The following is a 23,171-nucleotide window of genomic DNA, read 5'->3' on the forward strand; positions in this document are numbered from 1 at the left end:
AAGCCACCTAAACTCGCCCCGCAGAGATCCTTCGGGGCGTTTACTTGCCAGCCCGCCACGTACTTTTAACTCGTAAAAAATCAAAAACAGAATGATTAACTTTATTTTCATGATCTTAACTAAAAAACACGGTGTGACTCTAACCATTCATTACTTTGACGAATACATCACTGTGGCGGCGTATTTGCTTAGTCAGAGCTAAGGAAAACTTGGCGATAATCTTGTTTAAAATGTATTTTGTCAGCCTCACTTAAATAACGCACATGAGCTTGATACAAACGCTTATCACGATAAAGCTGTTTTAAAACATGATTAACCTTAACAATAAAAGTGGCTGCTATCTCTGATTGATTACACGCGATGTGGCCCAAAATATAAGCCGGGTTACCCGCTATAGCCACTGAACGAATATGCTCAATGTTAACTTGTTGTCGAGTTTGCTCATAAAAAGTAGCTGGGAACATCAGTGCGTATTCGGACCGATGCTTTTCAAGCATCGCAAGCAAAGCAGAATAATAATCACCTCCTGCACGATACAAAGTGTTGTTTTTATCTAGCAATGCTAATTGGGTATCTAGAAATCGTCCATAGGATTTATCTTTTACTAATAAAAGTTTGTGTTCGAGTTGCTCAGTAAATAGTCCCTGTAATGACAGCAATTGCCCTTGTTCATTCAGATGTTTGGCATTAATCGTCACCCATGAAGCGTCATAATAAAGGCGGTGAGTGGGAAACATATGGATTGGCAAACTAAATAGATATAGAGATTGACGCTCTGGGGTTTTTACTCGGTTTACCACACAAGCATTGGGATGCTGATTAAGTAAGGGATCAATGCGTGAAATAGGTGCGCTTTGCACATTAAAATGAAAATCTTCTGTTAATTGATTAAGCACTAAATTAAGTGTATCTGTTGCTAACGAAACTGGATGAACACTAAATAACTGTTCAGGATCTTTGTCGTCATCACTAAGCAATAAAATGCTCTGTTTTGCACAGATGCTAGGATGGAAAAAAATCAAACTACAAACTAATAAAAGGTATTTCAAAAGGACGCTCTAAACTGCATTTTTAATGAGTATATAAAATAATCTCAAATCCGTCTTGTCACGTTTGAGAGACAATGATGAACCAGTCACCAAAGTGAAACAGCATCGACTCTCAAGCCATGTGATATGAGTTGATTCAAGCTGTGATAAGCTTTATTGTGGATTGAAGTACTGAAATTGGATAATCAATGCACATCACCCCTGACGAACTGCCAAATGAGCTACCTCGTACTAATAACCGCCTCGGAAGGTGGATCGGGCAAACCTTCCTCAAGCTCAGTGGCTGGCAAGTGGTGGGACAGCTCCCCGCTCAAGGGAAATTTGTTGCGGCAATTGCCCCGCACACTTCAAATTGGGACTTTATTGTCGCGATGGCCGTCAAACTCAGCCTCGATATCAATATCCAATTTCTTGGTAAACATACACTGTTTATTGGTCCATTGGGATGGCTCTTAAAGAAAATGGGTGGAATGGCTGTCGACAGATCGGCGGCTCAAGGTATCGTGGCACAGGTCAGTGACGCCTTTAAAAATCACGATCAGCTTATACTTGGGCTAGCCCCTGAAGGCACTCGAAAAAAATCGCCCCAATGGAAAAGCGGCTTTTTATATATTGCCCATACAAGCCAAGTACCTATTGTTCCGATGGCGCTTGATTACCCACGTAAGATGTTTGTTATTTTACCAAGTGAAACCATTTCTGAAGACATCCCCAGCGAACTTCAAAGAATGAAAAAACTGTTCCCTAAAAGCTTGGCTAAATACCCCCAAAACGTATCCGGCTAAACTTCAGGCTGGTTAGCTGGACGTGCATTAATGGGCAAACTAATCATAAATTCACTTCCTTGTCCAAGGTCACTTTGACATTGAATCGTCCCTTTAAGTACCTGATGAACCAGATTAAAAGTAATACTCAAGCCTAGCCCTGTCCCACCTTGCACCCGATTTGTAGTGAAAAACGGGTCAAAGATTTTATCAATCACCTGAGGATCAATACCTTTACCGTTGTCTCTGATATTAATAAAACACTGCGCTTGTACCACTGTCGCTTCGATAATCACTTTTGCTGCCGATTGATGGTTAAATGCATGCATTATCGTATTATTTAATAACGAAAATAGCACTTGCGCCAATGCACCAGGGTACGAACGGATCTCAAGCGTTTCAGGCACGCGTCGCTCAACTTCAATGGCATTCAAGTCAAACAATGATTGTTGGCCAGCGACGACCCCACTTATAAACTCGTCGAGCTTGATCAGTGTTACATTATCGTTTGAGCTCTCAACCGCTACCTGTTTGAAGCGGTGTACAAGAGATGCTGCACGCTCCGTATTATCTTTAATTAATTGAATACTTTGTTCTGCATTAACGAAAAAGTCAGTTAAGCGTGTTCGCGATAATGTCTCATTAGTAAAATGACGCTGCAAATTTTGCGTATGCTCATCCAACACACTCGCCGCTGTGACGGTAATCCCAAGCGGCGTATTCACCTCATGCGCAACACCAGCAACCAACTGACCTAGGTAGGCCATTTTTTCATGCATGATAAGTTGTTCTTGAGTATGTTTTAATTCTTCCATGCTGTTTTGTAAATTCTGATGGACTTGCATTAAACTTAAATGTGAACGTGCATTCGAGACCGCAATGGTTGCATAAGCGGCCAAACTCTCAAGTAATGTTAAGTCATGTTGGCTATAACTATTGTTTACCACACTTTGAATACTGATCACCCCGAGCATTTCGCCATTGTGCTGCATTGGCACATACATCATAGATACGGCTTTAATTTCTTTGCTACCACTACTCAGTGGGTGCACAACTAAATCTTGCTGCGGGTAATACAATTTATACTCTTTCTCGTAATCATTAATTAAAATTGACGTGTTGTGTTTTACCGCATAAACCGCTAGCTGCCCGGGCTCATCAAGAGCGCGCGTATACGACAAATAGCGCACTCCTCGCTCAACGGCATAATCGAACTCAAGTTGATTTTTCTCGGAGTTTAATATCCCAATCCCAAACCTATCAGCCTGAAATATTTGATTAATTTGCCCATAGATATCATTCAATAGTTCATCAAGTAACAATTGAAGAGTGAATTGACGACCTATTTGGTTTATCACTTGAATTTCACGCGTACGCTGACTAACGAGCTCTTCAAGCTTTTTAGCTTGCGCCCTAACCAAACCAATCCGCCACCGAAACACAATTACAATAATCGCGGCAACCAATAACACACTGACAAGTTTAAACCAGCCTGTCTGCCAAAATGCAGGCAAAACACTAAACGCAAGAATGATAGGCTCAGGTACTTGTTGATAGTTATGATAATTCGCTCGAACGTGTAACACATATTGACCTGGGGTTAAATTATTGAACTGCACAAAATGAATATCACTATCAATTGACTGCCACTCTTGTTTGCTTACACCTTCTAGCCAATACTCATAGCTGACTGTTTTTTCATATAACAAATCACTTAAAACAAAATGAAATCTCACATTATTTTCTTCAGGTGAAAGCTGTAACCCATCCAAGCGCGCCAATGGAGTATCTTGACCGTTGATCTGCAATCGAGTCACATTTAATTGGCTAGGAGAATGAGACATTTCAAAGTCATCCGGATCGATAATCAATAAACCTTGCGTGCCACCAAATAACATCTGGCCACTTCGCATTTTTGTGTACGCCCCGAGCCAAGCAACCCCAAAGTCCACCCCTTCGTTTTTGCCTAGCGACATATATTTTCTGTTATCGATGTCTAACACGCTAGTTGCACTCCAAATACGGCCTCGAGTATCTAAAAGCATATTGGCGCCAGGTGTTCGTTTTGAGATCGGTAAACGGTGCTTAAAGCGCGTAAAAACAGGCTCTGCCTGCTCAAGATGAGTAATTCGATCAAACCCGATACTCGTAGTCAGCCAAATCGCCCCGGCAAAATCTGTCACCATGCCTAACACATAATTATGACTCAGACTCTGTTCAGCAGGGGTGGTTTTAAAATGATCGAGTTCCTTGTCTGTTTTAGCTAATCGGTACACACCATTGTGCGTGCTAATCCACAAAGCCCCAAATTGATCTTCAATCAACGCAGTGACCGTATCATTCATCAGCTGGCCATCGCTTTTTTTGTGTAAATACACACACTCATCATCTGTAACTAAACACACACCTCTGGCAGTCCCAACGACCAAAGTTTGGTTGTGTAACACCAATAAACGTAGCACGGCTCCTTTGTTAAGCCCGTCGAGACCCGACGGCAAAAACTGCTGCGAGTCGAGATCGACTTTTACCAAACCTGAAGACGTAGTTCCGGCCCAGAGAGTACCTGATTGCTGCTGAGCTAAAGAAACTATATTAGTTAATGCTTGGCCGTCGTTGGTACGATTAATCGAGCTGATCCGGCCTTGTCTCGGACTGATAATATCGACGCCTTGACCCGTTGTCCCTACCGCGATGAGGCCATTATTAAGTTCTAATACTGTGCGCACATTAGCATAACTTAGCCCTTTTTCATGTTGTAAGCTATGACGCAAAACCATAAACTGACTTGCCGTATTTGCGTTCATTACCTGTAAGCCCGCCCCCCAAGTACCTATCACTAACGCGCCATTTTGATTTAAAAATGCAGTCCCTATTTCATCAAAAACTAGGCTACCTTTGACTGAAGGATCGTGCTTCAAATGGCGTTTAAATTGGTAATTTTTAGCATCCAGCACCCATAAACCATTCCCATAAGTCGCCACCCAAACTTGGCCATTTTCAAGTGGAATAATTGAGCGTAAATAAGCGTTTTGGTTAATTCCGGTGACGCCAGGTGTAAATTTTTCAAGCCGATTTGCGCCATCCCAAAACCATAATCCACTACGTGAACCTAACCAATAAGTGCCTTGTTTATCTTGATAAACAGCCCGTATATCAAGATCAGAAAGTGCCGATATAGCGATAAATTCATCACTGTTTATAGACTTTTTAAACACCCCCTTTGTTGTACAAGCCCAGATATCACCATGGGTGTCCTCATAGATTCGATATGTAATACTGCCCGTTAATGGCATCGGAAAAAATGAAACTTGATTAGTTTCTAAATCAAGACGCTCGACTCCCAACTCATGGCCTACCCACAACTCGTCACGACTATCAATCATTAAGGTTCTGAGGGTATCGCTTTGCAATGGCCATGACTGAGTGTGTGTATTTATATGTTGGAAAGTTTTATGCTCAGGGCTATAACGCGACAGACCCGAAGTCCGGGTGGCCATCCAAACCCCTTGTTTATTATCTTGTGCCAAAGCAACAATATAATTTGCGGCTGGTGATTGAGGGTTATCAGGTTGATGAGGTAAAGACTCAAACTGCACCCCATCAAAGTAAACCAAGCCATTTTGTGTACCAAACCAAATATGCCCATTCGTCAGCTCAACAGCGCTGGTGATGACTCCATTACTAATTTTACCTTCATCATCGATGCTACGCAGCACTGGCGCAGCCTGAGGAAACAGAGCAGAAGTAGAGCTAACCACCGAAGATTGAGCAACAACAAAAAAGCTAAAAAACAGCAACGTAAAGCCAATAATTAATCCAATCCAACGGCGAGTAAATAATAAAAAAATAGGTTCAGTTAACGGCACAAGACTAAACTTAATGTTAGGGGATAACAGTAGATAAATTATTGTTTAATGATGAATAAAAGCAAGGCCAATGCGCCACGATGCATAGATTTAAGCTAAATAAACGCTCTACAAAATATTGTTATAAAACCCCTTTAAAAAGAAGTGGGTACAGCCGCAAACGCTGCCCGATGTAGTCATCAGCTAACATTTGCCGAGCAATGCGCTCAATATCATTGTCGACTTCGAAGACCCAATCAAAACGCGCTATGGCGAGTAAGAAGCCCTTTTTTAAGTGAAGCTGATCACGATATTCATCACAATTTTGTTTAATCATTTCCAATTTATCCGGCTCTCGACGTAACTCCTCAACAACTTGCTCAATGAAAAGGTTCTGACGAGCAGTCTCTGATCGTGACCTCTGACGCCTTGGGCGAAAAGCGGTGCTCATAATTATGTACCGTTTATATCCGCTATATGGACTATTTTAGCTAAAAAGTCTGACTTGTTTTTTTCAGTCTGGTAATCAAGATGATAAGTATTATGAAAACCAAAACGCATCAACACTCCACTGCCCTGTAAATAAAGCGTGTAACCATCAAAGTCAGTAAACGCAGTAATGCCCTGATAAAAGTAACCTTGTCCATTCTTTTCACCATGACGTTGAATGTGATCAAATACAGATAAAATAGTTTTACTCGATAAATCGTTTTTCATAGCTCACCTCTGATTTTTATACGCACCCCCCCAAAATACCGATGACTTTTAAGACAAATAAACACACTTTTTTTTGATTACAAGAACGGGGACTCCTCACACCTGTAACATTAGCAGTTTCAATCAAACAGCGTCGCTACATAATTTAAGCCCTTTCGCAAACAACAAAACCTGCTCCCAATGAGTTGGGAGCAGGTTTTTAGTGTGCTATTTATCTTAATCGCGTTTGACCACCACAGTGCCTGCCAGCATGTCATGCCAGCCACGGTTTTGCTCATCGAACAAAATCCAAATAAAACCAAGGCCTAATGGGATAGCCGAAATAAAGTAGCCGACATAACGAATCAGCGCCTGACCTGGTGTTACATTTAAACCTGTTTTAGCATCCAATACCTGCGTCGACATGACCATTTTTCCGGGGGTCGCCGCTTTTTTGACCCAAAATACGATGGCTAACACCAGTGGCAATACCTTGTCATAAAATACATGATTGACACTCCATTCATTTTGCAGTTCCAGCCACTGCGTATCACCATAAAAAATGCCAAAACTCATGGCCAGTACAAGGCTCAGTAATATCGCATCAATAAAATAAGCCGCAAGGCGACGTATAAACCCGGCATTATGGGTTTCTTTTACACTCTGGTAATAACCGCTATCTACTGATGATGTGTGCATTTTTAAGCTCTCTTAACTGAATCTGATAACGGCAGTATTGACCAGAGCCAGAGCCCGAGCAGCGGCTAAATGATAAAAGGCTGATTAAAAGGATAAACTATCATTATTCGGGAAAGTCGGTATGTAGGGGGGCCAATAAAAAGCCACATAACCGTGGCTTTTTATTGATTTTAGCGCGAATAAAACTTCACTATTTGAATTAACTTCTCACATTGTTGGCGTTTATGCGATTCATTAAGTTCCTGACCCAATTTGCATATTGGCGGTGAATGCTCTTGCCATCATATTTTAAGTTTGTTGAATCAACATAATCAATCTCATAACTGTTTTCGTTATACGTAATCATAACCACTAGTTGATGAGTGCGAATATTGAGGGTTGCTTCTACTTTACCAGCTTCAACCACATGAGCTTGCCACCCAAGTGATACAGCGGCCTTCACTATCGATTGTTCGACTTGCTGAATATCGGGCTGAGTTTGGCCGTAATTGGCAATTGTTTGTTGACCATAATCAGGCATAGGAATGGTTGTCCGACAACCACTAAGCACAATGCATAGCCCTAATAAAGTCCATACTAAAATACGATTCATTGAATACTCCTTTTTAAAATCTGCCCTGCATGCTAAGCGCTCCTTCAACCATTGTAAAGCTTATATAAATCAGTCATTCAGCTTTATAATCAACAAACCCTAAACACACAATTAAATAGCTTCAAGTAAAGTTTTTTCTCCCACGCCCATTTAGCCGCTCAATCACCCTTGCCGAAAAGCGGGCCCATTATGGGCAAAACACGCGCTCGGCACTTAACATTAGAGTGTGTACTCAAAATGTAACGTCATTGAAATAAAACAGTCATTCTTTGTCCCTAAACTCTCCCGCCATCACAGATTGCTACCCAAGCAATATCGTTAACCCTAAGAGACAACAACAATGAACAAAAACTTAGTCGCCCTTACACTCTCCGGTATTTTTTTAACTGCCTGTAATAACACTGACACCAAAGAAATCGAAGTCATTAAAGAAGTTGAAATCATCAAAGAAGTGGCTCCTACACCAGTTACTGAGGTAAAGAATGTGATTTTAATGATTGGCGACGGTATGGGGGCGCAACAAGTCGGCTTGCTCGAAGAATACGCCCGCCGTGCACCTAATTCAACTTACAACAATAAAGGCAACATCACCGCGCTATCAAAATTCGCCAACGCAGGTCAAATGGGGCTCTCACTCAACGCACCTCATGGTGCCAACGGGATGCTAGTCACTGACTCGGCGTGCTCTGCCACTCAATTAGCGACAGGTAAAGCTGCAGGTTCAGAAATGATTGGCCTTGATGAACAAGGGTATATTGTTGAAACAATTTTAGAAAAAGCCAAAAAAGCAGGCAAAGCGACGGGTTTAGTTTCTGATACTCGGATCACCCACGCGACCCCTGCTGCATTTGCAGCTCATCAGCCTCATCGTTCACTTGAGCCTGAAATCGCTGCAGAAATGATCAGCTCAGGCATGGTCGATGTCATGTTATCAGGCGGTGCACGCGTATTTGTTCCTGCTGATATCAAAACCGATGAGGCTGAGAGACAAATCATGGCTGATTTAGGCGCACCAATTAGCGTGTATAAAAAATCAAAACGTAACGATAACCGCAATTTAATCGTAGAAGCCAAGGAACAACATGGTTACACCCTAGCGTTTGATAAAAATCAAATGCAAAACACCGATGCCACTAAGTTGCTCGGTTTATTTGCCAATTCAGGTATGGCCGATGGTATCGCTTATAAAGCGTGCCGCGCCGCAGATACGTGTAGCCAACCGTCATTAAAAGAAATGACTGTCAAGGCCCTTGAAATCTTAGCTAAAGATCAAGATGGTTTCTTTTTGATGATCGAGGGCGGCCAAATCGATTGGGCCGGCCATGCCAACGATGCCGGCTGGATGCTTAACGAATTACTAAAATTCGATGAGGCGGTAGAAGCTGTTTACGAATGGGTAAAAGATCGCAACGATACCCTCGTCGTGATCACTGCCGATCATGAAACCGGCAGCTTTGGTTTTAGTTATTCTCGTAAGGAGCTGCCACAAGCCCGCTCGCTCGATGGCGATGGCATGCAAGGCGCACAATACAAACCAAACTTTAACTTTGGCTCTTTATCTCATCTCGATAAACTCTACGGTCAAACGGGCACTTTCTTCGATATGATGAACGCTGCAAACAGTGATTGGGATTTTGCCGCAGCAACGGCACAAAACTGGATGGATGCAGTCAATCAATACAGTTTGTATAAAGTCGATATTGACCAAGCCAGCAAAATTGGTGAACGAGAAATAAACGAATACTATGTCGCTGATCACAGCTATCAAAGTGCCGAAATGGTGCCACGCTTTGCAGACTTTAAAGAGTTTTATGTCTATGCCGACGAAGACCACACAGCAAAAATAGGCCGTGCACTTGCAGCAGATCAAAATGTAGTTTGGGGAACAGGCACCCACACCGCCGCCCCAGTGCCTGTTTATGCTTTTGGCCCTGATGGAGTCACTAAAGCCTTTTCAACTATGCAGCATCATGTAGAAATATCACAAAAAATGATGGCTGCATTAGGCTTCGCACCTACTCATTAGGTGAACCTGCGATGAAGTCTGCCAAGCCATTTAACTACTGTAGCGTTTAATGGCTTGGTTCATTCAAAATGTGACTGTTCACTTGTGCACTCATATTCGTCAATCCCCCACTAAATCACACCACCCATCAATTAATAAAATTTAAGTATCTTGGTGCTCTGAGCCCGTTATTTCTCATTAACTTGAGGTAATCTAGGGTACAATCGTATTTTTTCATCCGAATTGGAATTCTTATGACCATTGCTCGCCAACATACCAATCAACGAATGAGCCGTATCGTAACTCATAACAACACTATTTACTTATGTGGCCAAGTCTGCAGCGATGCGACGCAAGGCATTACTGAGCAAACCCAGACCATGCTGGCAAAAGTAGATGACCTACTGGCACAAGCAAACAGCGATAAATATCATCTTTTAAGTGCAACCGTTTACGTCAGCGATATGAAATATTTTGCACAAATGAATGATGTGTGGGATGCATGGGTACCAGAAGGGCATGCACCTGCACGCGCATGTGTGCAAGCCCCGATGGCACGCCCAGAGCTACTGGTTGAGGTCTCTATTATTGCTGCGGTAAAAAACACTTAAGTTAAAATACTGTTGAAAAACGCCACACTTAGACCAGTTCGATCACGCTCTGGATGTGGCGAATATTTTTACGATTTTTTGCTCGATTGTTGAAAATAATGAAACAACTTGACTCAACTGTATAATCTTCGACACTGATCACTTTAACCAAACACTCTTGAATAACATGAAACAAGAAATAACCTATGAATTTGGCAATGCACAAATTGCCAATCGTTTTATAAACGAACTCAAGCACTGGCCTAAAGCCAGCGTAAAAGCAGCGCTTGTTAAAAGCGATAGCCGTGTAAAAGTTACTTATCAATTTGAAGACAATGGGTTTGACAGCACCTGCGCTGAACTCGACTTATTAGCAGCCTCTTACAATGGCTCTGAGTGCTAACAGCTCGGTTGTTAATAAAAGAAAAATCAATTTTTAGCCGCAAGTTTTGTGGCGATAAAATCACTGTGACTCACATACAAAAGCCCTGCGATACGTCGAACAATATGCTCTTCATGGCTATCAAGTTCGTCATCAGCAAACGCAACAAGCCATAAAAGCTCAACAATTTCGGTACGTTCAATATCGGTTGTATGGTTATTAATTTGTTTTACAAACGCAAATAAATCGATAGCCTCTTCAACTAACGACTCCGCTTTACTGATTAATGTATGAGCTTCTTGCTTGGACAGCTCGCAGCGTGTTACTAAAATATCCGCTACTTTGCTCAACTCATCCTTACTTGAACGGCCATCTGCACGCATAACCTCAACCAGTAACGCTGCTAATGCAGTATTAAAATCAAGCTCTTTTTTCGTCTCAGCTTGGGGACTCAAGTCTTGCAATAACTTTTTGATATGACTTAACATTACTCACTCCTTAACTATCTGATTTTAAAAGCCCATTCTCTCATAATTCTGCATAAAAATAGGCAATTGAACAACTTGACTCTCGGTCAGATAAAAATTAAAAACACATCAATCACACTGAGTTTTAGCACTGTACAGCTTTGCGACTCCGTTGCAAGGCTAACTCATTCTCTACGGGAGTGCCTGAATCACGCCTTAATCGTTAAGATAACAATTAGCACGTTTCACAGCTCAACGATAATCCAGCTAGCGGTGGCTAACACATAAAAAAGCCCACATCAATAAAATGTGGGCGAACGCTTTCAATAATAACAAAAGACTTAAGGGAGGAACTCTACAACAACGATATCGGGGGCGATAAATCGGTTTTGTTTTCAAGTTGTCGTTATCATACCTATCTGAAACTTAACTGAATCTTAATAAGCCCAGCCTATTTATTAATTATTTAAACCGTGCTCCGCACAAGCCGCAATACTGAGTTGATCTTTTTTACTCATTTTACCTACCACTAACTTAAATGAGTTGTCGATTAACCTCAGTATTTCACCGTTTGGGACACTTTGATCAAAGTAAATTGAAATCCAATGTTTTTTATCCATGTGATAACCGGCAGTAATCGCAGGGTAAATATCTCTCAAAGCCACAGCTTCGTCAGGGTCACATTTTAAATTTAACATCATCAAGTCATGCCGCCAGCCCACTAGCGCGAACATTTTATTTTTCACCTTAAATACATGCACATCATCACCAAATGGATACTGACAATCTGTGTAGGGCTTATTTAATAAATAAGTGTTCAGTGTTTCAAAGTTCATAGTTCATAGTTAACCTAACGCATGGTATTTCGCTAAAATTGCTTTTAACTCAGCCTGATTAAACGGCTTATTAATAAAGTCATCGATGCCAAGCTCTTTCGCTTTATCACGCTCTAACTTCCCGACACTCGCACTTAAAATGACAATGGGCACAGTGTGTAACCGTTCGTTTTCCTTGATTAGTTTTGAGGCCGTGAAACCATCCATGTTCGGCATTTGCAAGTCCATTAAAATTAGATCTGGTGTATGGGTTTGCAAATAAACCAAAGCATCTTGACCGTCATTGGCCAAATCGCATTTAACTGATAAATTCTCCAAATGCTTTTCAACGATGATTTGATTAATTTTATTATCTTCGACAACCAAGATGTGCATGTGTGACAAATCGACCTCGTTGATCAACTGCTCAGTATGAAGGAGCTCGGCAATAGGTTCAGAGGCTTTATCTAATTGCAACGTCACAATAAATTGAGAGCCTTTTCCTACCTGGCTTTTTAAAATGACATCCCCCCCCATGAGATTACTTAATTGTTTGACTATCGACAAACCCAATCCAGTGCCACCGTATTTTCGGGTTGTTGTACTCTCGGCCTGCGAAAATGACTGAAAAAGTTTACTCTGATGCTCAGTTGCAATACCAATCCCCGTATCACTAATACAAAGAGTTAAAAAACAAGTATCGCCTTTAATTTTGGCTGTTCCCTTTAGTGACACACTTCCTTCATCGGTGAATTTAATTGCGTTACTGAGCAAGTTAATCAGAATTTGTTTATATCTAAGGTCATCGCCTTCCATTAGAGTTGAGAAATTTTCATCATAAGTAGCATTAAATACAATTCCTTTGGTTCGCGCTTTTTCATCCAACATTTCGATGACAGCATCACTAACCTTAGCGGGATTAAACACACATTTATCCAATGCCAATTGGCCTGCCTGCATTTTCGAAAAGTCGAGTACATCGTTGACAATACTTAATAACAGCGTCGAAGCATCATGGATTTTTTCGAGGTAATTACGCGTATGTTGTTCTTTCGATTCTCCCTTAGCGATTTCACTAAAACCCATTATGGCATTTAAAGGCGTGCGGTATTCATGACTTATATTGGCTAAAAATAAGTTTTTCGCTTCATTCGCTTTGACTAATTCATTGTTCTTTATTTGTAGCTCTTGGGTACTTTCATTGATTTTTTTACTTAATCGAGAGTTATAAGACACAATAAAAAATACAAACATCACACACACCACGCCAAGCACAATCCCAACGAAAACAATCAGGAAACTACTCCAATTTAATAGGCCTAATTCGAAAATATCAGTGCTAAAAAAGTTAATTTTCCCTTTTTTATCAAATAACCAAAATTCAACAGGGTGAGTAAGTAGGTACGCATTGTCCTTATTGACCAAGGGATAAATATTACTCTCGTCATAAGATAATTGATAACTAAAAGCCCGGTTTTCAATGTGGCTATAAGGAGGGTCGAGTAATATTTCTAACTCCAGCACTACCTCAGCAACACCAATTAACGATTGCATAGAAGGCGCTTGATTTTTGAAATAAACCGGATAATAAACTACAACACCTGTGGTTTTATTCTGTTGTTGAGCCAAAGATAATAATGGCGTGACCACAAATGTGCGCTGCGCTATGGCAGCCTTAACGGCAGGCCCCGCAATTGGGTGACTGACCACATCTAAACCAATCGCTGATTGATTGCCGGTTAATGGCGCAAGGTAGTGAATAGGTAAATAAAAAGGTTGATGTTCGGCATCTTGAAACCCTGCCGAGGTGAGTTGCTTAATTTTTTGATTTTTGAATTGTTCATCCACTAACATCTGTTCAAATTTCGGCTTATCCTTCGCCAAAACAAGGGGTAACCAACCAATCGCCCTTATTTGTACTTTTTCATCTTGAACTCTGGCAGTAAAATCATTGAACTCTTGCCAAGAGATGTGAGGATTCGCCTGAAAAAATGCTTCTAAAGCTTTTAAGTACAACTTAATCGTCGACTGTGCACTATTAACCCGCTCAACAAAAGGAGTGGTTGAGTTAATAAACTGTTGTTGTTTTTCATGTTCAAAATTAGCTTGAGATACGCTGAACATAAAACAGATCATCGTATAAGCCAGTGCACTGGTAATTGTTGCAGCTAAAGGCTTGCGGGCTTTTCGCACAATATTATTTTCATAAGCAAATAACATTACAGGCGTTATAAATATAATGGAAAATAAATCGCCAACCCAGCGAGTAACGCTGATATAAAAAACAATACTGGTTTCAAGATCGCAGTTCATTAACACTAAGCCCATAATTAGCGCAAAGAACAGCGCAGAAACTGGCCCAGTTAAAATTAGAAATCGAATAATTTCAAACGGATTGCCCGTTTTGAGAGGTAAAGTAAAATATCGAAAAACCAACCATTTAACAAAAATCAGGTGACTCATCGAAACGACAGCTAGCAGTAGAGCATACTCAATTGGCAAGGTATCAAAAAATTCATTTTGGCTATAGCTGATAAACAAAGCTATCGACGAAGCTAAGGCGACAGGCCAACCAAATATCAAATATAGGCCTAGCATCGTTCCCGTTACTGGCCAAATAACGCTAGTTAATCCAAAAGGATTGTCAAACCACAGGCCTAGCTCAGTGAGGAACCAACACGCAAGAAAAGACCCCAAAAAGACCCATAACTGATGATGAGATATTGGCTTGTTTCCTAGTTTCTGTCCATTTTGATGCTGCATTTATTTCCTAAATGTATAATGCGATCTAGCCAGATTGATTTGATAGTTCCAGTATAGTGAAAAATAATAAAAGTCCCATAAACATCGATAATATTTAGTAAATTTAATAAGTTGAATTAATTCGTACTCGGTCTATTTCAATGATAGATCAAGCTGCAGATTGGTCGGGTGCAACTGATGCCAAGTTCGCTGATCTGGATCCAATTCGCCGACGACTTCAACTTTAAATGAATCAAGCCACAACATGCCTGTGCCACGAAGCTGCGGACCAAAAGTTATGCTTGTCGCCTCATGTGGAATATTAAGCTCGAGGCTGACTCTTTGCCAATTAGTACTGCCAACAGCGGCTCGGTTGGCCATGTTATCAGCACTGATTATCGCATTGTGCTGATCCACCACTCTCGCCCAAATCAAGGCCGTTAACGCAACGTCTTGCGCTCTAAAAATAGCTGATATTTGGATTCGTTTACCCCGAAATTGATGCGCATTAATTTTTTGATAGACAACCAAATCAGTGGGCTGATCACCAAAAGGCTGTTCATCTTGCCGAGATAATTTAAGTGGCGCTTTTGCGCCATACAAGCGGTTATCATCGAGTGCGATGCTATCGCCATCATGCCATAACTCGCCGCAACGCCAACTCAGCGAAGTTTCACAATCAAAATCAACAAAGTTTAACTGACTTGGCTGCTCAATCAGTCGGGTGTCAAAAAAGCCCAAATTAGTTAAGCGCTGATGCTGTTGTTGCTGCTTTTTCGCAATCAACTCTGCGGTCATTTTATGATGAAATGGGCCTGTTAATAGCGTTGATTGATCGACCACAGAAATAGACACATCATCAAACCAGGCTTTACCTGTCCCAACAAGATAAAACCCAAACGAAAAGTTACTAGCTTGCTCGGGTACATCAATGACCACTGAATACGGCTGCCAATCGGTACTCCCTGAAATTGGCCGATCTGACATGTTGTCAAAACTCGCCGATGGGAGCAACAGCGTATCCACCCGCCCCCACAAAGCGGCTAGCGTACTGACATTCTGTGTTTTAATAAACGCATTAATTTTGACTCGTTGGCCCCGATATTCAACCGGATCGAAACTTTGCATCAACAAACCAAAGCTATTTTCATCTTTTACATGTGCTTTACTGGCGATAAATGCACTGGCATTGCCTTGATATTTAATTTCATTATCAAAACCAGATTCATACTCTTTGGCATAGACATTTTTGAAAAACCAAGTATTCGTTGCTTCATCTGCAAAAGAATAGTTCACCTCAGCCCAACTCAACAAATTTAGCTGAGTGGTTGAAGAATATAGATTTTTATAAAAATAAAGTACTGCAATACAGCACACAGATAGACTCACCAGACGGAAATATTTCAAAACTAAAAACCGTTTTCATAAACTCAAGATCAGGCGCAATTGTACCTAAGTTCATTATTGCCAAAAAGCTAAGAATCACTTTTAATCGAGACACTTTCGAGGCAGCTGTAAAGAAGAGTACACGCAATTGTTGGCAATTCAGTCAATCAAACTGTGCGTTCAAAATCATTTAGGTTGTTATCACTGCCTGACTGATTTGTTACTATAGCCATCGTTTTAACCAAGAGTGATGTTATGAATCAAGCAATACCTCGTGTCGGCCCTGCTGAGCGCGATGCACTTCTCAATACAGTAAAAAATGATTTTGACCAGTATCAGCAGAGCCTCGTTAAAGGAGACAAACAGGGTAACGGGCAAAAATTAAAGCTCTTTGTAATGGCGAATCTAACCACCTTTCATTTGATTCACAACAGTAGTACAGCTGAAGAATTTGAGGTTTTTTGCAAACAGTATCGCTGGTTCTTTCCATTATTTTCGACCATAAAAGAAATTCTTGATGACCCTGCACACGACTAACTTATGAGATCGCCACCTCTTTTAGGCTAAATTGTATCGATACCTCCTAACAATTTAGCCCATCAAAAAACGACGCCTACTCTTTAATCGGCGGTTGTAAAAAAAGCCGCTCAATCAGTGCGTGATGTGACGGATCAGCGGCCAATTTTAGGTAACGTACAAAATCCATCGAGTTGGCGGGGCGTTGCGGGTAACCATGGCGCTGCCATAACGTTTGCAACGCTTCAATAATCACATCGTCTCCAATGGTTTCTCTCAGCTCTGCAAAGACAAGCGTCGCCCTTGAATACAGATCATGGCTTTGCGTGGCATCCACTAGTGCAACCCCTTTTCGCAAATCCATTGCACTGAGTTGTTGATACCGCTTGGTTTCGTATGCAACCAGTGCCGCGACGGCTGAGGGCCCATAATGTTGGTCAAGCATGACTAATTCGACATATTTTGCCATTGATTCCACCAAAAATGCAGAGTCCTCAGAGACGCCATTACCAATATCATGGCCAAACCATTGATGAGCGGTCTCATGTACAGCTCGGCGGTAACGTTGGTCGAAACCGGCGTCGTCACTCGGAGTTGCGCGAAACCCGACATCCTCATTAATCAAGATCAGTTGAGGTAATGCATAGCCTGTCATTCCGATACGCGGCACGCTGATCAGGCTCAGTTGCTCGCCTTTATACGCACTAATGTGCTCATTAAACCAGTCTAAGGTATCTGCCATCGCCGTTAGATTTAGTTGCACCGCCTGATTTTTATGCGCTGAAAAAACTTGCAATGTGACCCCGTGTTGCTGTTTTGTCTTGGCAGCCACAGGCATCGTCAACCAACTTGCAATAGCCCGGATGGGTCTAGACGTTTCAAATTGATAGATGTCACGGCCATTGTTTGTGCGCATAGCCACACGCCTTCCTTGTGCCAATGCGACATAGCCCTGCGCTGTACTAATGGTGCTTGAGATTGTCATCCAATCATAACGATCCGACCGAGGAGCCGACGTCTCTTGATCTGCAAAAATTTCTGAAGGTGCACGTTGTGACAAAGGGGCTAACTGGTATTTAGCACGTAGCTGAGCATCAGTCAGTTGATAATTCTCTTGATAACCCACTGTCGGAATAAACGGCACGCTGCGAATATAACTCAGCTCAGGGGTGACAAATTGATGACTTGGGCTCGGCCAAACTACCGGCTGTTGATAATTCAGATCACTCGTTAAAGTACGAGTTTCGCCTGGCTGCATCGGTTGTTCAAATTCAAACACCGCTTGGTTTAATGTTGGATCAAACGTCACCATGCTTGCGCCATTTAGGCTGACATCGGCCCAATGATAAAAACCAGCTCGCCCCACTAAGACTTGCTTAATGGCAACCGTATGGTGGTTGACTAAAGTATAAGTGAGCTTAAACTCAGCCCGTTGTTTTATCGGGTAAAAGTCGACCTTTGCATCTAAGTGGCGAATACTCGGCTGAGCGCGATGCCGCCAATCTGAAAATTGCATTTCATAGCGTGCTTTAAATGCTTCGCGTTTGTGAGAGTTAGTTAACGGCTTTTCGGCTACTAGTTGCAAATGAAGGTTAATAAACGCCGCGACCGTGATAAACCAAGGCACAATTAATAGCCCGTGCACAGGTTTCATTTTCGCCCGGTTTAACCCTGTACCACGATGACTCAGGGTCATTGCTGTGGCAATTACACTGATGCATGCACACAACCACACCTGTAAATAGGGCCAATAACTACTCATACTCGCTCGGTAGCCCCAAAAAGCATCCGGCGCTTGTAACGGCGTCCAAGCAATGCTCCAAAAAGTATGTGTTAAGCCCAAATACGTCATCACCGGGGTGAACTTGACCACCACTATCATACTCATTATTAACCCAGCCGTGACTTGCGAGCGGCAAAAATGACAAATACCCATACAGATCCCCGCAAAAATCAGCAACGGCAAGCCAACTAAACTCAGTGTTTTTGCATAAGCCAGCCCATCATACACACTACCACTAAACCACTGAGCGACACTCGACCCCAGTGCTGCGCTGCCTAAAAAAAGCAGCACTAACACGCAAATCGTCATTAGATGAGCAAGCACTAATTGATCGGTTTTAAGGGAGGTTGCAGCCAATAGCTGCGCAATCTGGCTATTTTGCGCTAGAAAGACCACTTGCCAACTGCAAAGCACCACGAAACATGTCCCCAGTAATGGCAGCATATCAAACGCAAATTGATTCAAAGCATCTTGGCTGGTGTACCGCAGTGTGGACATAGGCTCAATGTAGCCAGTTGATGATGCGACTGTGTGCCACACCATCCCGCCCCAAAGTAGCACGATCCCCAAAATCAGTTTATTAGCTAAGACTGCATGAATTGAGGTGCGCAGCAAGGTCAAAAATGCCGCTAAAGACGAGCCATGCAGCGCGACACTTTGGTATTGACACTGCAACTGAATGACGACGCCTGCAGTTTGTGCCTCATCACGGCGGTGCTTTATCCTAGTTTTTTGTCCATTAAACTGCAACGCGAGATACGCAATTAACCCACTCACCAAGACCACCACTACGCGGTTGATCATCAACGCCACGTTCAGTTGCTCTGCACTGGCTGAAAAATGCTTAATTACTGCGGTATAGGCAAACGGGTCGAGCCAAATAAACAGCTGATAAAACGAATCATTTAAAATATTGCTGCCCGCCAATACCGGGTTGCCAGTCACGCTGGCCAGCATAAGATAACCCATTAGCACTATTCCCAAGACCACATAGTTGAGCAGCGAATTGACTGAGCGTACACAAACAACATAACCCAGCACACTCAGCAATAAGATATTAGGCACACTAAGCAAACCAATAAACGACGCTGTCGTTGCTGTAAAACGCGGATCAAATCCAAGTTGTTCATTATACAGCCCCAGCACCGCAAACGAACAGACACTCATCACAGATAGAATTAATCCACACATTGCAAGTATGCGCACTAAACCGCGCTTAAATTGAGACACCGGCGTCACGGCAATCAATTCATGCATGGCCGCTTGTTGGTCTCTAAGATAAAAAACCGGAGACAAAACCGCGACTAAAACCGGCAATACCATCATGTGCAAGACAATCAAGTTCAATGTGAGCTGCTTACTCTGATCCACTTGAGTGGCTCCTAAGCCACTTGATAAAAGTAGCGAAAACAACACCGGAATAAGCATACATAACCAAACTAACGGCTGTCGCAGTGCATAACGCAGTTCATTCATTAACAACATCATAGCGCTCCTTGCTGGTTCAACTCATAAAAGTATTTATCTTGTAAGGTCGTCGCGACTAAGGCTGCATCTAGGCTGGGTTGTTCATCACAATAAAGTCGGTAAGCACTTTGCCCATAGCGATAACTTTTACTTAAAACAACCGCATTGCTGTGGTCTTTTGGGGCGCCTTCTGTTTGCCATACTTTATTTTGCAAAGGCGCGAGTAAGGTTTGGACATCTCCACTTTCAATAACTCGGCCTTGATTGATTATCGCGACGTGATGACATAAGTTTTCGATATCTTCCACAATGTGGGTCGAAAGTAACACTAAGCGGTTTTTACTGATTTCCACCAGCAGATTATTTAAGCTTTCTCGCTCCATCGGATCAAGCCCAGCGGTTGGTTCATCCATAATAATCAATTTAGGATCGCCCAGTAATGCCTGTGCAATCCCAAAACGCTGACGCATACCCCCAGAAAAATTCACCACTTTTTTATCCGCCACATGGCTTAAATGGGTCAAAGCCAATAAGGTCGTTATTTGTGATTGATAGTCAGCTTTGTTCACGCCTTTTAAAATCGCAATATGCTCTAAAAGCGCACGGCAACTCATATTAGGGTAAACACCAAAATACTGAGGCAAATACCCCAACTGACGTCGCAGTATTTCGGGATGATTGAGAATGTCGCAGCCATCAAAGGTAATTGACCCGCTGTCTGGCGACTGCAAACACGCCAACGTACGCATTAAACTCGATTTTCCCGCCCCATTTGGGCCCAGTAATCCAACCATCCCGGTCGGTAGCGCCAGCGAAATATCATTAAGTGCGCAAGTCCCATCAGGGTACGTTTTATGGATATTGGTCATTGTTAACATGAGGATACTCCTAAAAGCTTGATGACCCTATGCTAAAAAAAGCCCCAACAAATCCCCAGTAATACATGTCTAACGCAATGAACTATATGATGAAAGATAATATTTTACTTTCATCATATAAATCGGTACTTTCATCATTTAATGCCTTACAACGCGTAAGAAACCAGTCACACTTAACAAAAAAAATGAGATCCATCATGGCCTTGGCTCACCACAAAAATGGGTTTGCACTGTTACAATCGTGGCTGTTTATCTGTATGCCTGTTTTAGCAGCCATCATGCTCGAAGCGCACATCCGATTTTTATCACTGCGGCTTGGATCTCCCGCACTTTATGTGTCGATTAATTTGCAACTGCTGATTGAGTGTCTGCCATTGTTATTCGCACATCTGGCAGCGTATCGAGCCACACATTTTAAAGCGTTATCGATGTGGCTTGCAGGCTTTATTGGCTACCCCGTGTTACTTCTTATTGCCAGCAATCTATTTACGTCATTTACTGATAACCTTTATTTAGGGTGGCAAGGTTGGCTATTTTGCTGTGTTTCCAGTGCGGTTTGGCTTGTATCACAACACCGTATGGCCCAGACATTGCGCCCTAACACTTCTTGGTTACACGCTGTTTTTTCACTTGATGCTGTCGTCGTATTGATGGTCTTTGGTTGGGCTACCATGATGGCTGGGGTTTTAAACTCACACATTGAGCCAATGCTCAATCAGCCCTTTGCACTGCGCTTAGAGGTCGGGAAAATCGCCTCACAATTTGGGCAATTTATGGGTTATTTTTGGCAATTGAGTCTCTACGCCTTGTTTGCGCTCAGCCTATACTTTTTCACGCGTTATTTTTTGATTCGGCGCATACTGACTCAACATGGCGTGTTAACCTTTTTGTTTTATTGTCTCATTACCTTATTACTCGCCACACCCACTACGATTTGGCTGCTGCTCCAATTGCCGATTAATGACTTGCCCCCTACCATTGCGAACCTCACGCCAGGTGCCGACCGTAATGTGTTTAACCGCGATAATTATCAATTTATGTGCTTATTTTTAGGGATCAGCACCCCAATTATTTTAGCGTTTGAGCGTCAACAACAGCACGCCCAGCTCAATGAAATCGCCAATCAGCAAACCCAAACTGAACTCAAATTGTTGCAACAACAGATTAACCCGCATTTTTTGTTCAACACCTTAAACAATTTGTATGCGCTAACCTTAACCCAATCAGATGAAGCACCAGAACTGGTGTTGCAACTGGCTAATTTACTGCGATACAGTGTCTATGAAGGACAAAAATCACAAGTCAGTCTTGAAAAAGATCTCGAATACTTACAAAGTTTCATTGCTCTGCAAACCATTCGCAGTGGTGATAAATGTCAATTTTTCACTCAATGGCCAGCACACTCACACCATTTCACTATTGCACCATTATTACTGATTATTTTATTAGAGAATGCCATCAAACACGGTGTGGAACCCACCACTTTACCAGTGACCGTTGAGTTTCGTGTTTCGCTGAGCGCCAACCAGCTTATTGTTGAGTGCAAAAACCCCATCCACTCCACGACTTCACCGCAGGTTGGCGGTATGGGTTTATTGAATTTAAGGCGTCGTTTGGCACTGATATACCCAAATAAACATACACTTACCCAACTAAACAGTGATCACTGCTGGCACACAATTCTGACCTTGGAGCTCACCCCATGTTCAATGCCCTAATTGTTGATGATGAACCACTCGCCCACCAAGTTGTGCTGCATCACCTCAAAGCCCATCCAGATATCCATGTCTGCGGCCAATGTTTCAACGCAACCGATGCGCTGTGCTTTTTAGCCAATCAGGCTATCGATTTACTGTTTTTAGATATCAATATGCCCGCATTGAGTGGAATTGAATTATTAAAAGTGCTCGCTAATCGCCCGCAGGTGATCATTATCAGTGCCCATCAAGAATACGCATTACAGGGTTTTGAACTCGATGTGACCGACTATTTACTCAAGCCCGTTGATGCAAAACGACTCAGTGTCGCACTTGATAAAGTACGCGTACGTGCGCAGCTCGCACAGCCATCGTCACCTGAAGTACCTCTGAATTTATCGGGCCACATCGTGCTAAAGGTTGAACGAGAAAAACACAAAGTCGCCCTCAAAGATATCAGTTACCTCGAAGCCTATGGCAATTACGTCAAAGTATGGCAAGGTGACGTGATGACTTTGGCTAACACCACGCTTAAGCAGCTGTTAACCGAGCTACCGGATGCGTTTTTTGTCCAAGTGCATAAATCGTTTGTGGTCAATAAACAATGCATCACCGCCCTCACGACTCAATCACTGCAATTAGTCGGTGGCCATGAAATAAAAATTGGAAAATCGTACAAGGCCATCAGTCAAACCTGGCTTTAATCATCAAAGGGGTTGAGCCACTAAAACTCAACTACTGAGCATTTTCCCCTTTTTAAAGTATATGAGCAGCGAGTAAACGCTTAGCCCCAAAAAA

At 42.3% G+C, this 23,171-nt stretch carries 19 protein-coding genes; 7 read left to right on the forward strand and 12 right to left on the reverse strand.

Features of this window, described 5'->3' with window-relative positions:
* Positions 1 to 188: 188 nt before the first annotated feature.
* Positions 189 to 1,049: a hypothetical protein gene (locus AC3KVK_RS11730; protein WP_490312942.1), complete on the reverse strand. Its 861-nt coding sequence runs from the start codon at positions 1,047 to 1,049 to the stop codon at positions 189 to 191.
* A 188-nt stretch (positions 1,050 to 1,237) separates the two neighbouring features.
* On the opposite strand from AC3KVK_RS11730, the gene AC3KVK_RS11735 reads away from it, so the two are divergent.
* Positions 1,238 to 1,834: a lysophospholipid acyltransferase family protein gene (locus tag AC3KVK_RS11735; RefSeq protein ID WP_490312943.1), complete on the forward strand. Its 597-nt coding sequence runs from the start codon at positions 1,238 to 1,240 to the stop codon at positions 1,832 to 1,834.
* Here AC3KVK_RS11735 and AC3KVK_RS11740 read toward each other — a convergent pair.
* From AC3KVK_RS11740 to apeA, 5 genes are all read right to left on the reverse strand, one after another.
* The gene (locus AC3KVK_RS11740; protein WP_490312944.1) at positions 1,831 to 5,679 is read right to left on the reverse strand and encodes a two-component regulator propeller domain-containing protein; all 3,849 of its coding nucleotides are present in this window, start codon (positions 5,677 to 5,679) and stop codon (positions 1,831 to 1,833) included. The genes AC3KVK_RS11735 and AC3KVK_RS11740 overlap by 4 nt on opposite strands.
* Before the next feature lie 121 nt (positions 5,680 to 5,800).
* Complete coding sequence (locus AC3KVK_RS11745) at positions 5,801 to 6,109, reverse strand: hypothetical protein (RefSeq protein WP_490312945.1); 309 nt, start codon at positions 6,107 to 6,109, stop codon at positions 5,801 to 5,803.
* 2 nt (positions 6,110 to 6,111) lie between these two features.
* Complete coding sequence (locus AC3KVK_RS11750; protein ID WP_490312946.1) at positions 6,112 to 6,375, reverse strand: DUF3081 family protein; 264 nt, start codon at positions 6,373 to 6,375, stop codon at positions 6,112 to 6,114.
* A 216-nt stretch (positions 6,376 to 6,591) separates the two neighbouring features.
* Entirely contained in the window at positions 6,592 to 7,053 is a 462-nt protein-coding gene (locus tag AC3KVK_RS11755; protein WP_490312947.1) for an RDD family protein, read from the reverse strand.
* Positions 7,054 to 7,252: 199 nt separating this feature from the next.
* A complete protein-coding gene (apeA, locus tag AC3KVK_RS11760; RefSeq protein ID WP_490312948.1) occupies positions 7,253 to 7,645 on the reverse strand; it encodes an ApeA family protein in 393 nt (130 codons plus the stop codon).
* 340 nt (positions 7,646 to 7,985) lie between these two features.
* Here apeA and AC3KVK_RS11765 point away from each other — a divergent pair, with 340 nt between their 5' ends.
* The 3 genes from AC3KVK_RS11765 to AC3KVK_RS11775 all read left to right on the forward strand — a co-directional run bounded on the left by AC3KVK_RS11765 (position 7,986) and on the right by AC3KVK_RS11775 (position 10,643).
* Entirely contained in the window at positions 7,986 to 9,671 is a 1,686-nt protein-coding gene (locus AC3KVK_RS11765) for an alkaline phosphatase (protein ID WP_490312949.1), read from the forward strand.
* Positions 9,672 to 9,904: 233 nt separating this feature from the next.
* Complete coding sequence (locus AC3KVK_RS11770; protein ID WP_490312950.1) at positions 9,905 to 10,261, forward strand: RidA family protein; 357 nt, start codon at positions 9,905 to 9,907, stop codon at positions 10,259 to 10,261.
* 166 nt (positions 10,262 to 10,427) lie between these two features.
* Entirely contained in the window at positions 10,428 to 10,643 is a 216-nt protein-coding gene (locus AC3KVK_RS11775; RefSeq protein ID WP_490312951.1) for a hypothetical protein, read from the forward strand.
* Between the two features lie 26 nt (positions 10,644 to 10,669).
* Here the strand turns inward: AC3KVK_RS11775 and AC3KVK_RS11780 are convergent, their stop codons facing one another.
* The 4 genes from AC3KVK_RS11780 to AC3KVK_RS11795 all read right to left on the reverse strand — a co-directional run bounded on the left by AC3KVK_RS11780 (position 10,670) and on the right by AC3KVK_RS11795 (position 16,053).
* On the reverse strand, positions 10,670 to 11,110 hold the full coding sequence (locus AC3KVK_RS11780) for a tellurite resistance TerB family protein (RefSeq protein WP_490312952.1): 441 nt from the start codon (positions 11,108 to 11,110) through the stop codon (positions 10,670 to 10,672).
* Between the two features lie 437 nt (positions 11,111 to 11,547).
* Positions 11,548 to 11,925 (reverse strand): MmcQ/YjbR family DNA-binding protein, encoded by a 378-nt coding sequence (locus AC3KVK_RS11785; RefSeq protein ID WP_490312953.1) that lies wholly within the window; start codon positions 11,923 to 11,925, stop codon positions 11,548 to 11,550.
* A gap of 9 nt (positions 11,926 to 11,934) precedes the next feature.
* Complete coding sequence (locus AC3KVK_RS11790) at positions 11,935 to 14,667, reverse strand: CHASE domain-containing hybrid sensor histidine kinase/response regulator family protein (protein ID WP_490312954.1); 2,733 nt, start codon at positions 14,665 to 14,667, stop codon at positions 11,935 to 11,937.
* A 132-nt stretch (positions 14,668 to 14,799) separates the two neighbouring features.
* Positions 14,800 to 16,053 carry a hypothetical protein gene (locus tag AC3KVK_RS11795; RefSeq protein ID WP_490312955.1) on the reverse strand — a complete coding sequence of 418 codons (1,254 nt, stop codon included), beginning with the start codon at positions 16,051 to 16,053 and terminating at the stop codon, positions 14,800 to 14,802.
* Positions 16,054 to 16,287: 234 nt separating this feature from the next.
* On the opposite strand from AC3KVK_RS11795, the gene AC3KVK_RS11800 reads away from it, so the two are divergent.
* Positions 16,288 to 16,569 (forward strand): hypothetical protein, encoded by a 282-nt coding sequence (locus AC3KVK_RS11800; RefSeq protein ID WP_490312956.1) that lies wholly within the window; start codon positions 16,288 to 16,290, stop codon positions 16,567 to 16,569.
* A gap of 76 nt (positions 16,570 to 16,645) precedes the next feature.
* Here the strand turns inward: AC3KVK_RS11800 and AC3KVK_RS11805 are convergent, their stop codons facing one another.
* Positions 16,646 to 19,819 (reverse strand): M1 family aminopeptidase, encoded by a 3,174-nt coding sequence (locus AC3KVK_RS11805; protein WP_490312957.1) that lies wholly within the window; start codon positions 19,817 to 19,819, stop codon positions 16,646 to 16,648.
* The gene (locus AC3KVK_RS11810) at positions 19,816 to 20,676 is read right to left on the reverse strand and encodes an ABC transporter ATP-binding protein (RefSeq protein WP_490312958.1); all 861 of its coding nucleotides are present in this window, start codon (positions 20,674 to 20,676) and stop codon (positions 19,816 to 19,818) included. The genes AC3KVK_RS11805 and AC3KVK_RS11810 overlap by 4 nt, the downstream gene beginning before the upstream one ends.
* A gap of 86 nt (positions 20,677 to 20,762) precedes the next feature.
* Here AC3KVK_RS11810 and AC3KVK_RS11815 point away from each other — a divergent pair, with 86 nt between their 5' ends.
* Together AC3KVK_RS11815 and AC3KVK_RS11820 are read left to right on the forward strand one after the other, a co-directional pair.
* Positions 20,763 to 22,394, forward strand: coding sequence for a histidine kinase (locus tag AC3KVK_RS11815; RefSeq protein WP_518526910.1), 1,632 nt, complete (start codon positions 20,763 to 20,765; stop codon positions 22,392 to 22,394).
* The gene (locus AC3KVK_RS11820) at positions 22,379 to 23,077 is read left to right on the forward strand and encodes a LytR/AlgR family response regulator transcription factor (protein ID WP_490312960.1); all 699 of its coding nucleotides are present in this window, start codon (positions 22,379 to 22,381) and stop codon (positions 23,075 to 23,077) included. Before AC3KVK_RS11815 ends, AC3KVK_RS11820 begins: the two co-directional genes overlap by 16 nt.
* Positions 23,078 to 23,171: the final 94 nt, after the last annotated feature.

It is taken from the genome of Pseudoalteromonas sp. J2K-J979 (assembly GCF_058169715.2).